This window comes from Paraglaciecola sp. 20A4 (assembly GCF_011378905.1).
Lineage (GTDB): Bacteria > Pseudomonadota > Gammaproteobacteria > Enterobacterales > Alteromonadaceae > Paraglaciecola.
Genome location: NZ_WTPY01000008.1, coordinates 99,486 through 116,605 on the forward strand (window position 1 = coordinate 99,486; position 17,120 = coordinate 116,605).

Here is a 17,120-nt window from a genome sequence, read left to right on the forward strand (position 1 = left end):
CTTCCTAAGCGCACATATGTTTGTGCTTTAGACCAAACTGGCCGATAAAAATTATAAACGCGTAATGTCGTTAATAATGGCGATACTCATAAACAGGAGTAATAATAAGCCACCTATTTTAAAACCAATCTCTTGTACAGAGTCCGGCACGGGTCGACCACGTAAAAGCTCTATAAAGTAATAGAGTAAGTGGCCGCCATCAAGCACAGGAATGGGTAAAAGGTTAATAATTCCCAAATTGACGCTAATTAACGCTAAAAAGCTCAGAAAATACACTATTCCTGAACTCGCACTCATCCCAGCACCTTGGGCAATCGAAATCGGCCCACTAAGGTTATTAACCGACACATCACCCGTAATCAACTTGCCTAGCATCTCAATGCTAAGGGTCATAAGACGCCATGTTTTATCGCTCGCTTGAACGACAGCATCAATAGGACCATATTGGTGCGTAAACAATACCCCTTTGGGCCATGCTGCTAGTGTTGGGCTAACGCCCAAGTAACCAATTGTTTTGTCACCATCTTGGCGTGAGCCTAACATGCCATTTAATTCAACAACACGATCGTCTCTTAACACCTGAATGGAAACATCTGCATTGGGACGTTTTGCAACATAGCTCACTATTTGTTCCCAATTTAGCATGGTAGTTCCATCTACTTGCTGAATTTTATCGCCGACCTTCAATCCTAGCTGCTGTGCAGCAGACTCTTCAGCCACTAAACCTACGATGCTCAGTACATTGGGACGGTATACAGATAAGCCTAAACTATCGATTGCGGAGTCTTTCTCTGGATTAAATTGCCAAGTGCTTAAATCCAACACTCTTGTCTGTTCAATGGGGCTGTTGGGCAGTGACACAGTAATCGGTAAACTATCGTCCCCAATATATGAAATCAGCTCAAGATTCACCGCTTGCCAATCAATAGTTTCACGATCGCCTATCTTTTTAATCACCGAGCCAGAAATCAAGCCTGCTTGGCTAGCGATACTATCTTGCTTAATATCGCCGAGCATAGGCTTAATAGTCTGTACGCCAATCAAATACATCACAAACAGCGCAAATATAGCGAAAATAAAATTCGTCAGTGGCCCTGCTGCGATAATAGCGATTCGCTTTAATACATGTTGGCGATTAAAAGCATGGGGTAAGTCTTCTTCTGACACCTCATCTACACGCTCATCGAGCATCTTGACATAGCCGCCTAAAGGTATCGCGGCAATAACATATTCAGTCCCTAACTTGTCCGTGCGTCGCCAAAGCGCTTTACCAAATCCAACAGAAAAGCGTTCAACTTTTACCCCACAACGTCTAGCAACCCAAAAATGTCCCCATTCGTGTACGGCGACTAAAATACCCAACGCAACGATAAAAGAGCCTAAACTCCATAAAAAGCCCAACATTTAATTTGCCTCTCGTGCATATGAAGAAATGATCTGCTGTGTGGCACTACGACACTCATGATCCCATGCGACAATCGCATCTATATTATCGAGTTGGCACGCGCCCATTTGCGTAAGACATTGCTCATTTATCTGAGCTATTTGGGTAAAGCCTATATTGCCCGATAAAAATGCCGCCACAGCTACTTCATTAGCTGCATTAAGGGCTGTAGTTGCGGATTGCCCCGCGTTTGCGGCTTCAATTGCGAGGTAGAGATTAGGATAGCGTTTAGGCTCAGGAAGACTAAAACTAAAATTACTTACCGTTTGAAAATCAAGTGGCTGGACACCAGAATCGATACGTTTTGGATAGGCAAGCCCATGGGCGATTGGTGTGCGCATATCTGGATTTCCCATTTGAGCGAGCACTGAACCGTCTCGATATTGCACCATAGAATGAATGATACTCTGTGGATGCAGTACCACCTTGATGTCGCTGCTTTGTAAACCAAATAACCACCGAGCTTCAATAAACTCTAGGCCTTTGTTCATCATAGTCGCTGAATCAACTGATATTTTTTGTCCCATAACCCAATTAGGATGAGCACATGCCTGAGCAGGTGTAACATGGGTTAGTTCGCCAAAGGCAGTTTCACGAAAAGGCCCGCCTGAACCCGTTAGTAAAATACTGCTTATTCCCGATGACGCTAAGTCGCCGTATTGATAATCATGGGGTAAGCACTGAAAAATAGCGTTGTGTTCGCTGTCTATCGGCAATAACTGGGCGTTATGTTCTCTGGCTGCGTCCATAAAAAGTTCACCAGACATGACCAGCGATTCTTTATTGGCTAACAACACTTTTTTACCTGCTTTAACAGCCGCAATAGTGGGAAGTAAACCTGCACCACCGACAATAGCAGCCATCACCACATCCACATCATCTGCACTGGCGACATCAGCTAATGCTTGAGCACCTGATAACAACACACTTTTAATACCCGAATATAACAGTGCTTGCTTTGCTTGCTTGTATTGTCCAATATCAGATAAAACCAAATATTTTGGTTGGCACAACCTTGCCTGCTCAATTAATTTATCAATATTAGTGTGAGCGGTTAAGGCATAAACTTGATAGAGCTCGGGATGCCGTACTACTACGTCTATAGTGCTTTGTCCAATGGAGCCAGTAGCACCTAAAATACAAATATTTTGCATCAGGCCATCCAAGATACGTAACAAAACGCAAAGACAGGAAAGGCTGCGGTGAGACTATCGATACGGTCTAAAATACCACCATGACCGGGTAATAGATTACCACTATCTTTTATACCTGCGCAGCGTTTCAACATACTTTCGTTTAAATCACCCAGCGCAGATACGGCGACCGTCAAACCACCGATCAAAATGTTTATCCAGATACGACTAGGATCAACCGCATAGTGCAATGCAGCAAATGCAATAATAAGTGATGATGCTCCTACCCCACCCATTAAGCCTTCGAATGTTTTACCTGGGGATACTTTTGGACGTAACTTAGTACGACCAAATTTAACCCCAACAAAGAATGCGCCAATGTCGGCGGCCCAAACAATACCCAGTACGTAAAAGATAAGAGATGCACCGTAAAAACTATCTACGTCGTACAAACTGGTGCGTAATGACACTATCGCGACCCAAGTAGGTATAAGTGTTAACAGCCCAAATAAACCTTGAATACCTCTTCGTGTGCGCCAAAAAGAACTAAAACGAGGATAGGCAATTATCATTAATAACGAGATAAACCACCAAAGAGCAGCGGTACCTAAAATATAATGATAGAGACTATTCAATTGTCCCTGATACCAGATATTCTCTACATCAATGGCAAAGGTAAAGTAGCCACAAATCGCTACGATAATGAAGGTATAAACCGCTTTGGTTTGACGGGTAACAAAACCAGACATGTTGGCCCATTCCCAAGCCCCTAAACCGAGTACACCAATCATGGCAATTTCGAAACCAATCATGGGAAGAAATAAGATCGAACACAATACCAGCGGTGCTAACACCAGTGCGGTTAGAATACGTTCTCTCAACATAGTGAGCCCTCAGAAACAGAAGTGGCGATAACCACAAACATATTAGCCATTAACTAACCTGTTCGCCTGTCATCCCGTAACGACGTTGCCTATCTGCAAAATTGTCGATGGCAAGTTTAAATGCATCTTCGTTAAAATCCGGCCAATATGTATCAGTAAAATACAATTCTGCGTAGGCAACTTGCCATAAAAGAAAGTTACTAATACGCGTTTCACCGCCGGTACGAATTAATAAATCGAGTTCAGGTAAATCCGAACAACAGGTATATCCACTAAATAGATTTACATCGATGTCATTGCTATCGAGTGCACCTGCTTTTACTTGTTCAGCTATCGCTTTTGTTGCATTAATGATTTCCCAGCGCCCGCCGTAGTTGGCAGCAATGTTCAGCACTAAAGCGTCGTTATTTGCGGTTAAAAGCTCAGCATCACGAATTTGCTCAACCAATTTTTTGTCAAAACGACTGGTGTCACCGATAACACGAAGCCTAACATTATTCTTGTGCAGCTTTTTTACTTCGCTGCTCAACACCATTTTAAACAGTTCCATCAGCACACCCACTTCTTCTTGAGGGCGATTCCAATTTTCGCTGCTAAAGGCAAATAGCGTTAACACTTTGATATTATTTTTAAGAGAGAAAGACACGGATGCTCGCACACCTTTAACCCCAGCACGATGCCCGAAAGTACGGATTTTGCCTTTCTTTTTAGCCCACCGCCCGTTGCCATCCATAATGATAGCAACGTGCTGTGGCATGAGTTTATTAGTAGGTTGTGATTCTGAATTCATTTACCAGCGACCACTACACTTCCATTAACTCTGTTTCTTTCGCTGCCAATATTTCATCAATCTGTTTAACGAATTCATCAGTCAGCTTCTGGATGGCATCCTCACCGCGATGGGCGTCATCTTCACTAATTTCTTTTTCTTTCAATAATTCTTTAAGATCACCGTTAGCGTCACGACGGATATTACGCACGGCCACACGACCACCTTCAGCTTCACCGCGCACGACGCGTATTAAACTTTTACGACGTTCTTCTGTAAGCGCTGGCATAGGAATACGGATAACCGTCCCCGCACTCATAGGGTTTAAACCAAGATCAGATTGCATAATGGCTTTTTCAACAGCCTGGGCTGAGCTTTTATCAAAAACAGTTAGGGCTAAGGTACGAGAGTCTTCAGCAATGACGTTAGCAAGCTGTTTTAACGGCGTGGGGGCACCGTAATAAGGCACCATAATACTGTCTAGCAAACTAGGATGAGCACGACCGGTACGAATTTTGGCAAATTGTCCGCGCAGAGCAAGAATACTTTTTTCCATGCGCTCACGCGCATCTACATTGATTTCATCAATCATAAAATGACTTCCTAATTAATTATCTTATTTTTCTGGATGGCAAATTACGGTACCAACATCTTCACCAAGCACAACCGCTCGCAAGCAGCCGGGTTTATTCATGTTGAAAACACGGATTGGAATATTGTGATCACGGGCTAGCGTGAATGCCGCTAAATCCATCACTTTTAATTCTTTATCTAATACTTCTGTGTACGATAATCTGTCATACATAACGGCATTCGGGTTTTTTGCTGGGTCAGAATCATATACGCCATCGACTTTCGTGCCTTTTAGGACGGCGTCGGCTTCTATTTCAATACCACGTAAACAAGCAGCTGAATCAGTTGTAAAGAAGGGGTTGCCTGTACCCGCAGCAAAAATAACCACACGACCAGATTTCAACAAACTAATCGCTTCAGCCCAATTGTAGGCATCGCACACACCATTTAAAGGAATAGCTGACATCAAACGCGCGTTTACAAAAGCCCTGTGCAAAGCATCTCGCATAGCCAAGCCATTCATAACCGTAGCTAGCATACCCATGTGGTCGCCAACAACGCGATTCATGCCTGCTTTAGCAAGTCCTTCACCACGGAATAAGTTACCGCCGCCTATGACTAAGCCGACTTGGATGCCCAATTCAACTATTTCTTTTATTTCTTGAGCCATACGCTCAAGTACCTTGGGATCTATTCCAAAGCCTTCTTCGCCCATTAAGGCTTCGCCACTAAGTTTTAATAAAATTCTTCGATAGGTATGTTTAGGTGTTGTACTCATCGGCAGGCTATTCCTTGTTTAACGAATAATGGGGGTCAAAAAACACTCGATATAACAATGTACGATATGCCATATAGTCAGTAACTAAGGCGTTTCTACAATCTTATCGTTCAATACATTGTACAAAAATATTGGCATAAAAACGTATCTGTAGCTAATTTCATAGTACATGCCGTTATACAGTTTGTTCCACATATAAAAAGGCACCTCAATTTGAGGTGCCAGTAGTTTATATGACATTGGCTTTTCGCAAAAGCAAATGGCGCAATTATTTCTTAGCAGCGGCCATTTGTGCAGCTACTTCAGCAGCAAAATCTTCTTCTTTCTTCTCAATACCTTCGCCAACTTCGAAACGAACGAAGTTAATTACGTCTGCATTCTTAGCTTTAAGCAACTGAGCAACCGTCATTGAAGGATCTTTGATAAATGGTTGGCCCGTTAAGCTAACTTCTGAAGTAAACTTATTCATACGACCAGAAACCATTTTCTCAGCTATCTCAGCAGGCTTGCCTGACTGCATAGCGATATCAAGTTGAATTTCTTTCTCTTTTGCAACAACGTCAGCAGGCACATCAGTAGGTTTAACAAACTGAGGATTAGCTGCCGCTACGTGCATAGCTATGTCTTTCGCTAATTCTTCGTCGCCACCTTTAAGGATAGCAATAACGCCAATACGTGCACTGTGAACGTAAGCGCCAAGGTTTTCACCTTCGACCGAAACAACACGACGAGGAGAAATGTTTTCACCGATTTTAGCAACTAATGTGTCACGAGCATCGCTAACTTTAACGCCATTAACAATTGAGTTGTTCAATGTTTCGATATCGTTAACTTTGTTCGCTGAAGCGACTTCGATTAATTGGTTACCGAACGCGACGAAACCGTCATCACGTGCAACGAAATCAGTTTCACTGTTCAATTCGATCATAGTTGCAACGCCGTTTGCAACCTTGGTCAAAATAACGCCTTCAGCGGCGATACGACCTGCTTTTTTTGCGGCTTTTGCTTGACCGTTCTTGCGCATATTCTCGATCGCAAGTTCAATGTCACCGTCAGTTTCAACAAGTGCATTTTTACAATCTAACATACCTGCAGCGGTACGCTCGCGTAATTCTTTAACTAGGGCTGCTGTCACTGCCATTGTCGTTTCCTCAGCAATAATATGTACTAAATTAGGATTAAAAAACAGGGGCATCAGCCCCTGTTAAATTTTCGTGTCATGCACATGTGTGCATTAACAGACTGACTCAATAGGTATATTAAAGAGGCTGATTACTCAGCAGCTTCAACAAACTCACCTTCTTCAGCCTGTACTTCAATGTTTTTCTCACGACCTTCGATAACAGCGTCAGCAGCAGTGTTCAAATAAAGTTGAACTGCACGGATCGCATCATCGTTACCAGGAATGATGTAATCAACACCATCTGGATTTGAGTTAGTGTCGACGATTGAAACAACTGGAATACCAAGGTTACGCGCTTCGGTAATCGCAATATGCTCGTGGTCAGCATCAACAACGAAAAGACAGTCAGGAAGACCACCCATGTTTTTGATTCCGCCCAAGCTGTTTTCTAGCTTAGCCATTTCGCGTTGTAACATAAGCACTTCTTTTTTAGTGATTTTGTCGAACGTACCGTCTTGGCTTTGTTGCTCTAGATCTTTCAAGCGTTTGATTGATTGACGAACTGTTTTCCAGTTAGTCAACATGCCACCCAACCAACGTTTGTTAACGTAGAATTGGTCACATTTAACTGCTGCGTCACGAACGGCATCACTTGCTGCGCGTTTAGTACCAACAAAAAGGATTTTACCTTTCTTAGAAGCAACACCGCCAATGTAGTTCAACGCATTGTTGAACAACGGGACTGTTTTTTCTAAGTTAATGATGTGAACTTTGTTACGAGCGCCAAAGATGAAAGGTTTCATTTTTGGGTTCCAGTAACGTGTTTGGTGACCGAAGTGAACGCCGGCTTGAAGCATGTCGCGCATTGATACATTTGCCATTATATTAGTTTCCTTAATATGGGGTTAGGCCTCCATACATCCCAGCTCTCGATCTGTGCAGACGAATCTTGCACAAACACCCCGAAAACTGTGTCGATGTATGTGTGTTATTAACTATAGGTTAGTCGCTGTAAATAACCGTTTGATGATATGCTCAAAATGAGCAATACAACGAACAGCCGTTTCAGCGGGGCGCTTTATATCATGGTAACAGGATAAATTCAAGTTTACGTATACATGCTATACACCAGCGCCTTGAAAAGTTAAGATATAACCACATTATTTGCATACCCCAAAAATTAGGACATTGCTTTGCCTGCTACTATCAAAACCGCACAAGAAATTGAAAAAATGCGAGTTGCCGGACGACTTGCAGCTGATGTATTACAAATGATTGGCCCACATGTGAAAAAAGGTGTGACGACAGAGGAGCTTAATCGGCTTTGTCATGACTATATTGTCAATGAACAACAAGCCATCCCTGCCCCATTGAATTATGGTAATCCTCCTTTCCCCAAATCAATTTGTACATCAGTTAATCATGTTATTTGCCATGGTATTCCGGCTGATAAAAAATTAAAGGAAGGTGACAGTGTTAATATAGATGTAACTGTCATAAAAGATGGTTATCACGGTGATACATCCAAGATGTTTGTTGTGGGTAAACCCAGCATTATGACTGAACGTCTAATTCGGGTAACACAAGAAGCCCTTTATATCGGAATAAAAATGGTCAAACCCGGCGTGCGTTTGGGGGATATTGGCCATGCTATACAGCAACATGCTGAAGGCCATAATTACTCGATAGTCCGTGAATACTGCGGGCATGGTATTGGCGCTAATTTCCACGAAGAACCTCAGGTGGTTCATTACGGTCGCCCCAATACAGGTGAAGTTTTAGAAGCTGGTATGTGTTTCACCATAGAGCCGATGGTAAATGCAGGTAAACGTTATTCAAAGGTGTTGCCTGATGATTGGACCGTCGTAACGAAAGATCGCAGTTTAAGTGCGCAGTGGGAACATACCTTGCTCGTGACAGAAACAGGGGTTGAAATTCTTACCCTTCGAGACGATGAAGATATTGATCGCGTTATCAATCATTAAGCATTTCCCAGATAGAATTATCTAAGCTTATGATAAATAATTAGTTCTTGCTTGAATTAATTATTTGTCATGGCTTCGTAAATAGATAAACCTTAAGCGAGCACTATTCCAAATAACATTGTCATCACATTGAATAAAGGAACGTATCTTGTCTTTGCAAACCTTAATTGAAAAAATCCACCTTATTCAATCCACCGACAACATTCCAGCATTTAAAGCCTGTATTGGTGATAGTTACAGTTGGTTAGAAAATGAATTTACACGAGTCGATGTAGACATTTTGATAACAGGCCGAGCAACCTTTGTGGACGCATTATTGTGTCATGCATGGCAATTACTTGATCTTCACAAAGAAACCAAAATAGCCTTGGTCGCAGTAGGCGGATATGGTCGAGGGCAACTTCAGCCCTATTCTGATATTGATTTATTACTGCTCAGCCCTGGGTCTTTATCGAAAACTCAGCAAAACACCATTGGTCAGTTCATCACTTTTTTGTGGGATATCGGACTCGATATCGGGCAATCAGTACGTAGTATTAAAGAAACGGTTTCACTCGCTAGAGGTGATGTCACGATAGCTACCAACTTGGTTGAAGCGAGGTTACTCACCGGTAATCAAGATACCTTTTTAGCGCTTAATAAAAAATTACATGGGCGCGGCTACTGGACCAGCAAAGATTTTTTTATCGCCAAATCAAAAGAACAACAAATACGCCACTCAAAATTCAAAGGGACCTCGTACAACCTTGAGCCAAACGTTAAAGAAAGCCCCGGCTGCTTGCGGGACATTCAGAATATCGGCTGGATAGCCAAGAAACACTTCAAGGTGCTAAGAGGCACAGAGTTGGTTGAACGCGGCTATTTCACTGAACAAGAATTTCAGGAGTTACTTGAGTGTCGCTCTAACTTATGGCGTATACGGTTCGCACTTCACCTACAAGCGCAACGCAGTGAAAACCGCTTACTCTTTGATTATCAAAATGATGTTGCGAGCAGACTTGGCTACGGCGATGATGGTAAAGCATCCGTTGAACGCATGATGAAATCGTTTTTCAGAACCGTACGCAGAATAAGCGAACTCAATGAGATGCTGTTGCAGCGTTTTGGCCACGATGTGCTAAAAATAAAAGTTAAAAACAAGAATATCATCAACCCTAGTTTTGAAATCGATGACGGATTGCTTGCTACGCGTCATGACAATGTATTTAATGAACCCGAAGATATTCTGCAATGCTTATTGCTTATTGCTGATACACCACAGGTAGAAGGCCTACATTCTAGTGTGCTGCGTCAGTTACGTTATGCGCGGCGTAAATTTCATAGCCAATATTACTGCGAGAAACCTAGATGCCGCAGCTTGTTTATCGAGTTAATGCAGCATCCTAATTTTTTCGGTCTTGCATGGGATATCATGCACAAACACGGGATATTGCAATCTTACTTACCCCAATGGGATCACATTGTTGGCATGATGCAATTCGATTTATTCCATGCTTACACCGTTGATGAACACACTCATAGATTGGTTAAAAATATTCATCAATACAGTCAAGGAAATGCTGATTTTCCTCGTTGCAGTCGTATAGTACGCAACTTAGACAAACCTGAACTACTTTACATTGCTGCTATCTTTCACGACATCGGTAAAGGTCGTAATGGTGATCACTCAAAATTGGGTGCTCAAGATGTAATCGAGTTTTGTGCTATGCATGATATCAATGACAAAGACGCAGAGCTTATTGCTTGGCTAGTAGAAAGCCATTTAATGATGTCTGTCATTGCCCAGCGCAGAGATATATATGACCCGAGTGTTATCAATGAATTTACTAACAATGTGCGCACCCATAATCATCTAAATCACTTGTACGTTTTGACGTTAGCAGATATTCGCGCTACAAACGATAGCCTGTGGAACGACTGGAAAGCGACTTTACTACGAGAGTTATACTTGCTAACGCAAAAAGCACTAGATAACGGCCTAGAATGCAAGGTAGCTTTACAAGACCGAATTGATGCTCACCAAAGCAAAGCGAAAACACTCTTATTAGGACGAGGTGTTAATGAAAGCCAAGTCGAACAATTTTGGAAGCGCTTAAAAGAGGATTATTTTGTCCGCTTTAAACCAGATCAAATCGCTTGGCATGCGGGTGTTATTTTAGCAGCTCACCCTATGACGGATGATTTTCTATTGGTCGATGCAAATGAACATACCGCTAAATCTGGTACCGAGCTTTTAGTTTACGGCAAAGATAAAATTAATCTTTTTGCTCAAGTTGCATCCGTTTTAGATAGTAGAAATTGCTCTATTCACGATGCGCAGATAATGAAGACCAACGATGGTTATGTTTTCGATAGTTTCATTATCCTTGAACAAAATGGTGACAGAATAATGTCTCCTAGTCGCTTAACAAGCTTAAAAGAAGCTATAACTAACCAATTAAATAAACCAGGGATTGAGCACCAAAACCGCCGTAAAATGTCTCGTCAAATGAAACAATTAGATGTGCCGACCAAAGTGCGTTTTTACTCCAATCAACCCGACGTCACCTTAGTTGAGCTCGAAGCGTTGGATGCCCCAGGTCTTTTGGCAAAGGTAGGCAACTTATTGGTTGAAATGGAGTTCTCTTTGAGAATGGCGAAAATCGCTACTATAGGTGAACGAGCGGAAGATTTGTTTATTATTAGTAACAGTGAGAATAAAGCGTTAACCCAAAATCAAGAAGTCGAACTCAAAAAACGGTTAGCTGAAACGCTCGACTAGCCTCTTCATTAATGAGTGGGCTTTTGGTTCAGCCGAAGCCCACTGTCATCATAGTTTCAAATTACCGTCACGTTACTGTAAAGCGTTACTTTTAGCCTGAGTGTTAAACAGCTAAAGGTGAGTAATATGAGTAACGCTCTGATTTATCGCGCACATTACCGAACAGTGTGGCTATCTGATATTCATTTAGGAAGTAAAGATTGCAAAGCTGAGTACCTACTCGACTTTCTTAATCATTCTACTATTGAAACCCTATACTTGGTGGGTGACATCATCGACATGTGGGCGATGAGCAAGCAATTTCGCTGGCCAGATGCCCATAACCAAGTTCTCCATAAGCTGATGTGTTTATCTAAAGAGGACACGCGCGTCGTTTATTTACCCGGAAATCATGATGCGCCATTACAAAAATACGCTGGTATCACCTTCGGCGAGATAGAAATCACTAGAGAAATTATTCATACCACCGCCGATGGCAGAAAGCTACTTGTACTCCATGGTGATCAATTTGATCAAGAAGTCTGTTTTGGCCCACTACAATCTTGGATAGGCGACAAGGCTTACGATTTTCTGTTATTTATAAATCGCTGGTACAACGGTGCCAGAGCTGCTCTCAAGTTTCCTTATTGGTCCCTTGCCGGCTATTTAAAAAGCCATATCAAAGAAGCCAATAAAGCCATAACACGTTATAAGCATGCCTGCGTTAACCGCGCGGTGCAGATGAACTTGGACGGCGTTATTTGCGGACATATTCACCATCCCCAAGTAGATGATATCCATGGCATAAAATATTACAACGATGGCGATTGGATTGAGAATTGCTCAGCGTTAACTGAGCTACCCTGCGGTGATATGAAATTGGTCTATTGGACCCAGACCGCACATGCTAGCAACCTATTCAATCTAAGAATGAGCAAAGGCAAAAGTGAGAATAAAGCGGCTTAAGTTAATAGAGGAGTGTGTAATGAAATTGCCATACTACTGGCACTAAAGCGTCATATTGTGCGGCTAATATGGGGCCAAATAACATTAGGCAGGTTGCTCCCATGTTCACGGTTACTGACGTCTTACATAAACACTATCCTAAAGTCACGCAAAAACCTTGGTTATTTAAGTCAGTTAGCTTTGTATTGCGCCATTTACTCCATGAGCGAGAAATGCATGAGTTTGCCCAAAGTTATCCTCACCATCGGGGATTAGAATTTGTGGAGCAAGTCCTAGAGTATTTTAATGTCAGTTATTCAGTTCGTGATAATGAACGTGAACATATTCAAAGCCGAGGCCGTCTGATTATTATCGCTAACCATCCTATTGGATCATTAGATGCCTTAGCCCTAATCAAACTTGTCAGTGAAGTTAGAACGGATGTAAAAGTCGTTGCCAATCAGATGTTAATGACAATCGACCCGCTACACTGCATGTTATTGCCCGTTAATAATATGCATGGCGGCACAGCAAAAGATCATATCCTTAATATTCAACAACATCTGGAGGGAGAAGGAGCCTTATTAATATTTCCCGCTGGAGAGGTGTCACGCTTAAGACCTCAAGGCATTCGCGACACACATTGGAATAGTGGTTTCTTGCGTATTGCTCGCCAAGCCAAAGCCCCTATTGTCCCGGTATTTATTGACGCCAAAAATTCACCGTTATTTTACGGTATATCAATGTTATACAAGCCCCTCGCTAGCATGCTGTTAGTAACAGAAATGTTTAAACAAAAACGTAAGCATCTTCCTATGCGTATAGGCGAAATCATCCCGTTTGATTCCTACGCAAACGATAAAATTAACCGCTTACAACAAGTTCGACTATTGAAGAAACACTTGTATCGTATCGGCATGGGTAAATCTGGTATTTTTGCAACGCAAAAGGCCATTGCGCTGCCCGAAAATAGAACAGAACTTAGCCAATCGATCAAACGAGATTGTGAGTATTTAGGTAAGACTACAGACGAAAAAGCGATTTATTTATATCGCTATAACGGCAGCTCGCCAATCATGCGGGAAATTGGTCGGTTACGAGAAATAGCATTTCGAGCCGTTGGCGAAGGGAGTAATCGTCGCAGAGATATAGATCAATATGATATCCACTACTTTCATTTGATCCTCTGGGACGCTGACGATTTAGAAATTGCTGGCGCCTATCGTTTCGGTGACGCAAAAAAACTATTAAGTCAGTACGGAGTTGATGGGTTGTACTCAGCATCCTTGTTTAATTACGGAGACAAGATGCATCCCTATTTTGAACAGGGTTTAGAGCTAGGGCGCAGCTTTGTACAACCTCGTTATTGGGGTAAACGCAGTCTCGATTACTTGTGGTATGGCATAGGTGCGTTTTTAGAACGTCATCCTGATTATCGTTATTTGTTTGGTCCTGTCTCATTAAGCGATACATATCCCAAGGCTGCCAAAGACTTACTTGTTCAATTTTACCGCTTATACTTCACTCATACAGATGTTATAGCGACGTCAAAAACGCCATATTGCCTGCCCAGCGACTTAGCTGAGACCTTTATTGGCAGTGATTACAAGAAGGACTTTACCTTGCTCAAACACCTGTTAGCGAATATAGGGGTATCAGTGCCTACGCTTTATAAACAATACACTGAAACCTATGAAGACGGCGGGATCCACTTCTTAGACTTTAATATAGACGCAGACTTTGCGAATTGTATCGATGGTTTAGTGCTGGCTGATATTCATAAACTTAAAGCGAAGAAACGTGCTCGCTACATGCCTGAAAAAGAAAAAACTAAAAAGAAAGAACACAAAATTGAGAAAGAGTCACTCATAAGTGCACGTTAGCTGCTCATATGAAACGTGTTCGTTAGCTCTAGTCTGACAAGTAGTCGTTACCGCAGATAAATAGGCCCTACTACACATTGCTGCAAAAACACGAAAAGCGACGTTAAGTCGCTTTTCGTGTTGGCAATATCAAGGGGCTTTTAGTGAGTTTTAAACTACACTTCTGATTTACGCTTTCTTCTTTCCTAAGGCCACTACGTCCGCTTTCTCATCAGACAATACAGCCTTCGCTTCGGTACCTTTAAATAACTTAGCTAAAGCATCTTTATTTTTAGACAGCATGATCGCCAAATCTTCTAATACGTCAGGCTCAAACTTCATTCCCTTAGCTTCGATATATTCAGCCAAGTTATCCGCTACCTCCAGCATTTTATCGTACTTATCAGCCTCTTTTTTATCTGCGGTCACAAACTTTTCAACCCCTTTATGCTCAACGACGTATCTAGTAATAATGGCCATCTTTGTATCCTCAATTGCGTGTCTGTACAAAATATAACACAACACCTGTTTTTATGTACAGCATTATTCATACCCCCCAACACGACTATAAAAAAACCAGCTCGAGGCTGGTTTATTATTTATTAAATATCGCGTGGCACAATGTTAATGGCCTTCACTCACTTGATTGACGGTGTAGCGCGGTATTTCAACCACTAGATCTTCATCTTTAATAATAGCTTGGCAACCTAAGCGAGAGTCTGGCTCTAGTCCCCACGCTTTGTCTAACATATCATCTTCAAGCTCGTCACTTTCATCAAGTGATTCAAAACCTTCTCGAATAACGATATGGCACGTTGTGCATGCACAAGATTTCTCGCATGCATGTTCAATATCGATTCCATTTTTTAGCGCCACATCAAGCACAGTAGTACCACTTGGCGCTTCCAAAACGGCTCCATCAGGGCAAAGCTCAGCATGGGGTAAAAAAATTACTTGTGGCATCTTTGGTTTCCTCTAAATCGAAAATTTATGTTCTGACGCAATATAAGATTAAATACTATCAACCGTATGACCGGCTAACGCTTTTTTGATCGAATGATCCATACGTTTCTCAGCAAATACTTGGCTAGCTTCATCCGCTGCTTTAATTGCTAACTTAATGGCATCAATATCATCATTTTTACCAGCTTCATTAAGCACGTCTAAGCTAGCTTGAATCGTCTTAATCTCGCCAGTAGTTAATAGCTCAGCTCCATCAGCACCTAATGCAGCTTGAAGGGCTTCGTGTACTCGCGCAGCTTCCACTTGTTGCTCTTTGAGCATACGAGCTTGCATATCACCTGTGGCATTTTGCATTGACGCTTTTAACATGTCGCTAATTTGTGTTTCATCAAGCCCATACGACGGCTTAACTTGGATCTCAGCCTGCACACCACTGGATTTTTCCATGGCCATAACATTTAACAGGCCATCAGCATCGACTTGAAATGTTACCCGAATGTGCGCTGCACCAGCAGCCATAGGCGGAATACCACGCAAAGTAAATTTAGCCAGTGAACGACAATCATCTACGAGTTCTCGTTCGCCTTGAAGCACATGCACCATCATGGCTGTTTGGCCATCTTTGAAAGTGGTAAATTCTTGTGCTTTGGCCACAGGGATAGTGGTATTGCGATGAATAATCTTTTCGACCAACCCACCCATGGTTTCGATACCGAGCGATAAAGGTAAAACATCTAATAGCAGCATCTCACCATCAGGTTTGTTACCCACCAAAATATCGGCTTGTATTGATGCACCAATTGCGACCACTTTATCTGGGTCGATTGAGGTCAATGGCTCACGTTCAAAAAAAGCGCCTACCTGCTCTCTCACGTAAGGAACCCGAGTAGAGCCGCCAACCATTACCACTTCTAACACTTCAACTTTGTCGAGTTCAGCATCTTTAATGGCTCGACGACAGGCACGTAATGTATTTTTGACTAAATCGGCTATCAGTCCTTCAAATACATCACGACTGATTGATATTTCTCTGGTTTGTCGGCTGTCATCTTCGAGCTCAATCGTTACAGAAGTGCTGTCACTTAACGTCTCTTTAGCGATCTTGGCTTTATCTAATAAAACTCGGTGCAAGCGCTTCGATAATTCACCCGTTAAAGAAAGTTGCTGACGAAAGTAAGCGACTATCTTATGGTCAAAGTCGTCACCACCTAAAGCAGAATCGCCGCCTGTTGCGAGCACTTCAAACACGCCTTTACTGAGGCGTAAAATCGATATATCAAACGTGCCACCACCAAGATCATAAACTGCGATTACACCCTCTTGAGCCGAATCTAATCCATAAGCAATAGCGGCTGCTGTTGGCTCATTAAGTAAACGAAGCACTTTTAAGCCTGCTAATTGAGCAGCATCTTTCGTACCCTGTCGCTGTGCATCATCGAAATAAGCAGGCACAGTGACAACCGCGCCACTGAGCTCCTCGCCTAAGCTTTGCTCAGCACGTAAACGTAATGCGGTTAAAATATCAGCAGACACTTGAACAGGATTAACCTTACGTCCACCCACATTCAACAGGGGAGAATTTAGATTTGATTCATCAAAATCGTATGGCAAATCTGGATAGCTGTTGCGAATATCTTTCAAGCTACGCCCTAAAAACCGCTTCACCGATACAACCGTATTGGCAGGGTCTAAACTTGCATCACGTTTAGCTTGCTCTCCTACGATGACACTATCGTCCCTGTAACTGACGACCGAGGGCAAAAGATGTTGATTGTTAGCATCACCTAAGGTTTCAGCTTTACCGCTGCGTACAGTGGCAACTAATGAATTCGTTGTGCCTAAATCGATACCTACCGCAATTTTTCGCTGGTGAGGAGCCGCACTTAGACCTGGTTCTGCAATTTGGAGAAATGCCATAATA

The 17,120-nt window shown here is 42.3% G+C and carries 15 protein-coding genes; 4 read left to right on the forward strand and 11 right to left on the reverse strand.

Annotation, left to right across the window (positions count from 1 at the left end):
• Nucleotides 1-51: 51 nt before the first annotated feature.
• From rseP to rpsB, 8 genes are all read right to left on the reverse strand, one after another.
• Entirely contained in the window at nucleotides 52-1,404 is a 1,353-nt protein-coding gene (gene rseP, locus GQS54_RS10585; protein ID WP_166423955.1) for a sigma E protease regulator RseP, read from the reverse strand.
• Entirely contained in the window at nucleotides 1,405-2,598 is a 1,194-nt protein-coding gene (ispC, locus tag GQS54_RS10590) for a 1-deoxy-D-xylulose-5-phosphate reductoisomerase (protein WP_166423956.1), read from the reverse strand.
• Nucleotides 2,598-3,461 (reverse strand): phosphatidate cytidylyltransferase, encoded by an 864-nt coding sequence (locus GQS54_RS10595; RefSeq protein ID WP_166423957.1) that lies wholly within the window; start codon nucleotides 3,459-3,461, stop codon nucleotides 2,598-2,600. The genes ispC and GQS54_RS10595 overlap by 1 nt, the downstream gene beginning before the upstream one ends.
• A 49-nt stretch (nucleotides 3,462-3,510) precedes the next feature.
• On the reverse strand, nucleotides 3,511-4,251 hold the full coding sequence (uppS, locus tag GQS54_RS10600) for a polyprenyl diphosphate synthase (protein ID WP_166423958.1): 741 nt from the start codon (nucleotides 4,249-4,251) through the stop codon (nucleotides 3,511-3,513).
• A 13-nt stretch (nucleotides 4,252-4,264) separates the two neighbouring features.
• Entirely contained in the window at nucleotides 4,265-4,822 is a 558-nt protein-coding gene (frr, locus tag GQS54_RS10605) for a ribosome recycling factor (RefSeq protein WP_166423959.1), read from the reverse strand.
• A 24-nt stretch (nucleotides 4,823-4,846) separates the two neighbouring features.
• Entirely contained in the window at nucleotides 4,847-5,581 is a 735-nt protein-coding gene (gene pyrH / locus GQS54_RS10610) for a UMP kinase (protein WP_158769143.1), read from the reverse strand.
• A 268-nt stretch (nucleotides 5,582-5,849) separates the two neighbouring features.
• Nucleotides 5,850-6,722: a translation elongation factor Ts gene (gene tsf / locus GQS54_RS10615; RefSeq protein WP_166423960.1), complete on the reverse strand. Its 873-nt coding sequence runs from the start codon at nucleotides 6,720-6,722 to the stop codon at nucleotides 5,850-5,852.
• 131 nt (nucleotides 6,723-6,853) lie between these two features.
• Entirely contained in the window at nucleotides 6,854-7,585 is a 732-nt protein-coding gene (gene rpsB, locus GQS54_RS10620; protein ID WP_158769141.1) for a 30S ribosomal protein S2, read from the reverse strand.
• Between the two features lie 312 nt (nucleotides 7,586-7,897).
• Here rpsB and map point away from each other — a divergent pair, with 312 nt between their 5' ends.
• The 4 genes from map to GQS54_RS10640 all read left to right on the forward strand — a co-directional run bounded on the left by map (nucleotide 7,898) and on the right by GQS54_RS10640 (nucleotide 14,257).
• Entirely contained in the window at nucleotides 7,898-8,689 is a 792-nt protein-coding gene (map, locus tag GQS54_RS10625) for a type I methionyl aminopeptidase (RefSeq protein WP_166423961.1), read from the forward strand.
• A 148-nt stretch (nucleotides 8,690-8,837) separates the two neighbouring features.
• Nucleotides 8,838-11,450 carry a [protein-PII] uridylyltransferase gene (gene glnD, locus GQS54_RS10630; RefSeq protein ID WP_166423962.1) on the forward strand — a complete coding sequence of 871 codons (2,613 nt, stop codon included), beginning with the start codon at nucleotides 8,838-8,840 and terminating at the stop codon, nucleotides 11,448-11,450.
• A 126-nt stretch (nucleotides 11,451-11,576) separates the two neighbouring features.
• Nucleotides 11,577-12,395: a UDP-2,3-diacylglucosamine diphosphatase gene (locus GQS54_RS10635; protein WP_166423963.1), complete on the forward strand. Its 819-nt coding sequence runs from the start codon at nucleotides 11,577-11,579 to the stop codon at nucleotides 12,393-12,395.
• Nucleotides 12,396-12,496: 101 nt separating this feature from the next.
• Nucleotides 12,497-14,257 (forward strand): lysophospholipid acyltransferase family protein, encoded by a 1,761-nt coding sequence (locus tag GQS54_RS10640; RefSeq protein ID WP_166423964.1) that lies wholly within the window; start codon nucleotides 12,497-12,499, stop codon nucleotides 14,255-14,257.
• 168 nt (nucleotides 14,258-14,425) lie between these two features.
• On the opposite strand, the gene GQS54_RS10645 is transcribed toward GQS54_RS10640, so the two are convergent.
• From GQS54_RS10645 to hscA, 3 genes are all read right to left on the reverse strand, one after another.
• Nucleotides 14,426-14,716: a YebG family protein gene (locus tag GQS54_RS10645; RefSeq protein ID WP_166423965.1), complete on the reverse strand. Its 291-nt coding sequence runs from the start codon at nucleotides 14,714-14,716 to the stop codon at nucleotides 14,426-14,428.
• A gap of 144 nt (nucleotides 14,717-14,860) precedes the next feature.
• Complete coding sequence (gene fdx, locus GQS54_RS10650) at nucleotides 14,861-15,199, reverse strand: ISC system 2Fe-2S type ferredoxin (RefSeq protein WP_166423966.1); 339 nt, start codon at nucleotides 15,197-15,199, stop codon at nucleotides 14,861-14,863.
• A gap of 48 nt (nucleotides 15,200-15,247) precedes the next feature.
• Complete coding sequence (gene hscA, locus GQS54_RS10655; protein WP_166423967.1) at nucleotides 15,248-17,116, reverse strand: Fe-S protein assembly chaperone HscA; 1,869 nt, start codon at nucleotides 17,114-17,116, stop codon at nucleotides 15,248-15,250.
• Nucleotides 17,117-17,120 lie beyond the last annotated feature (4 nt).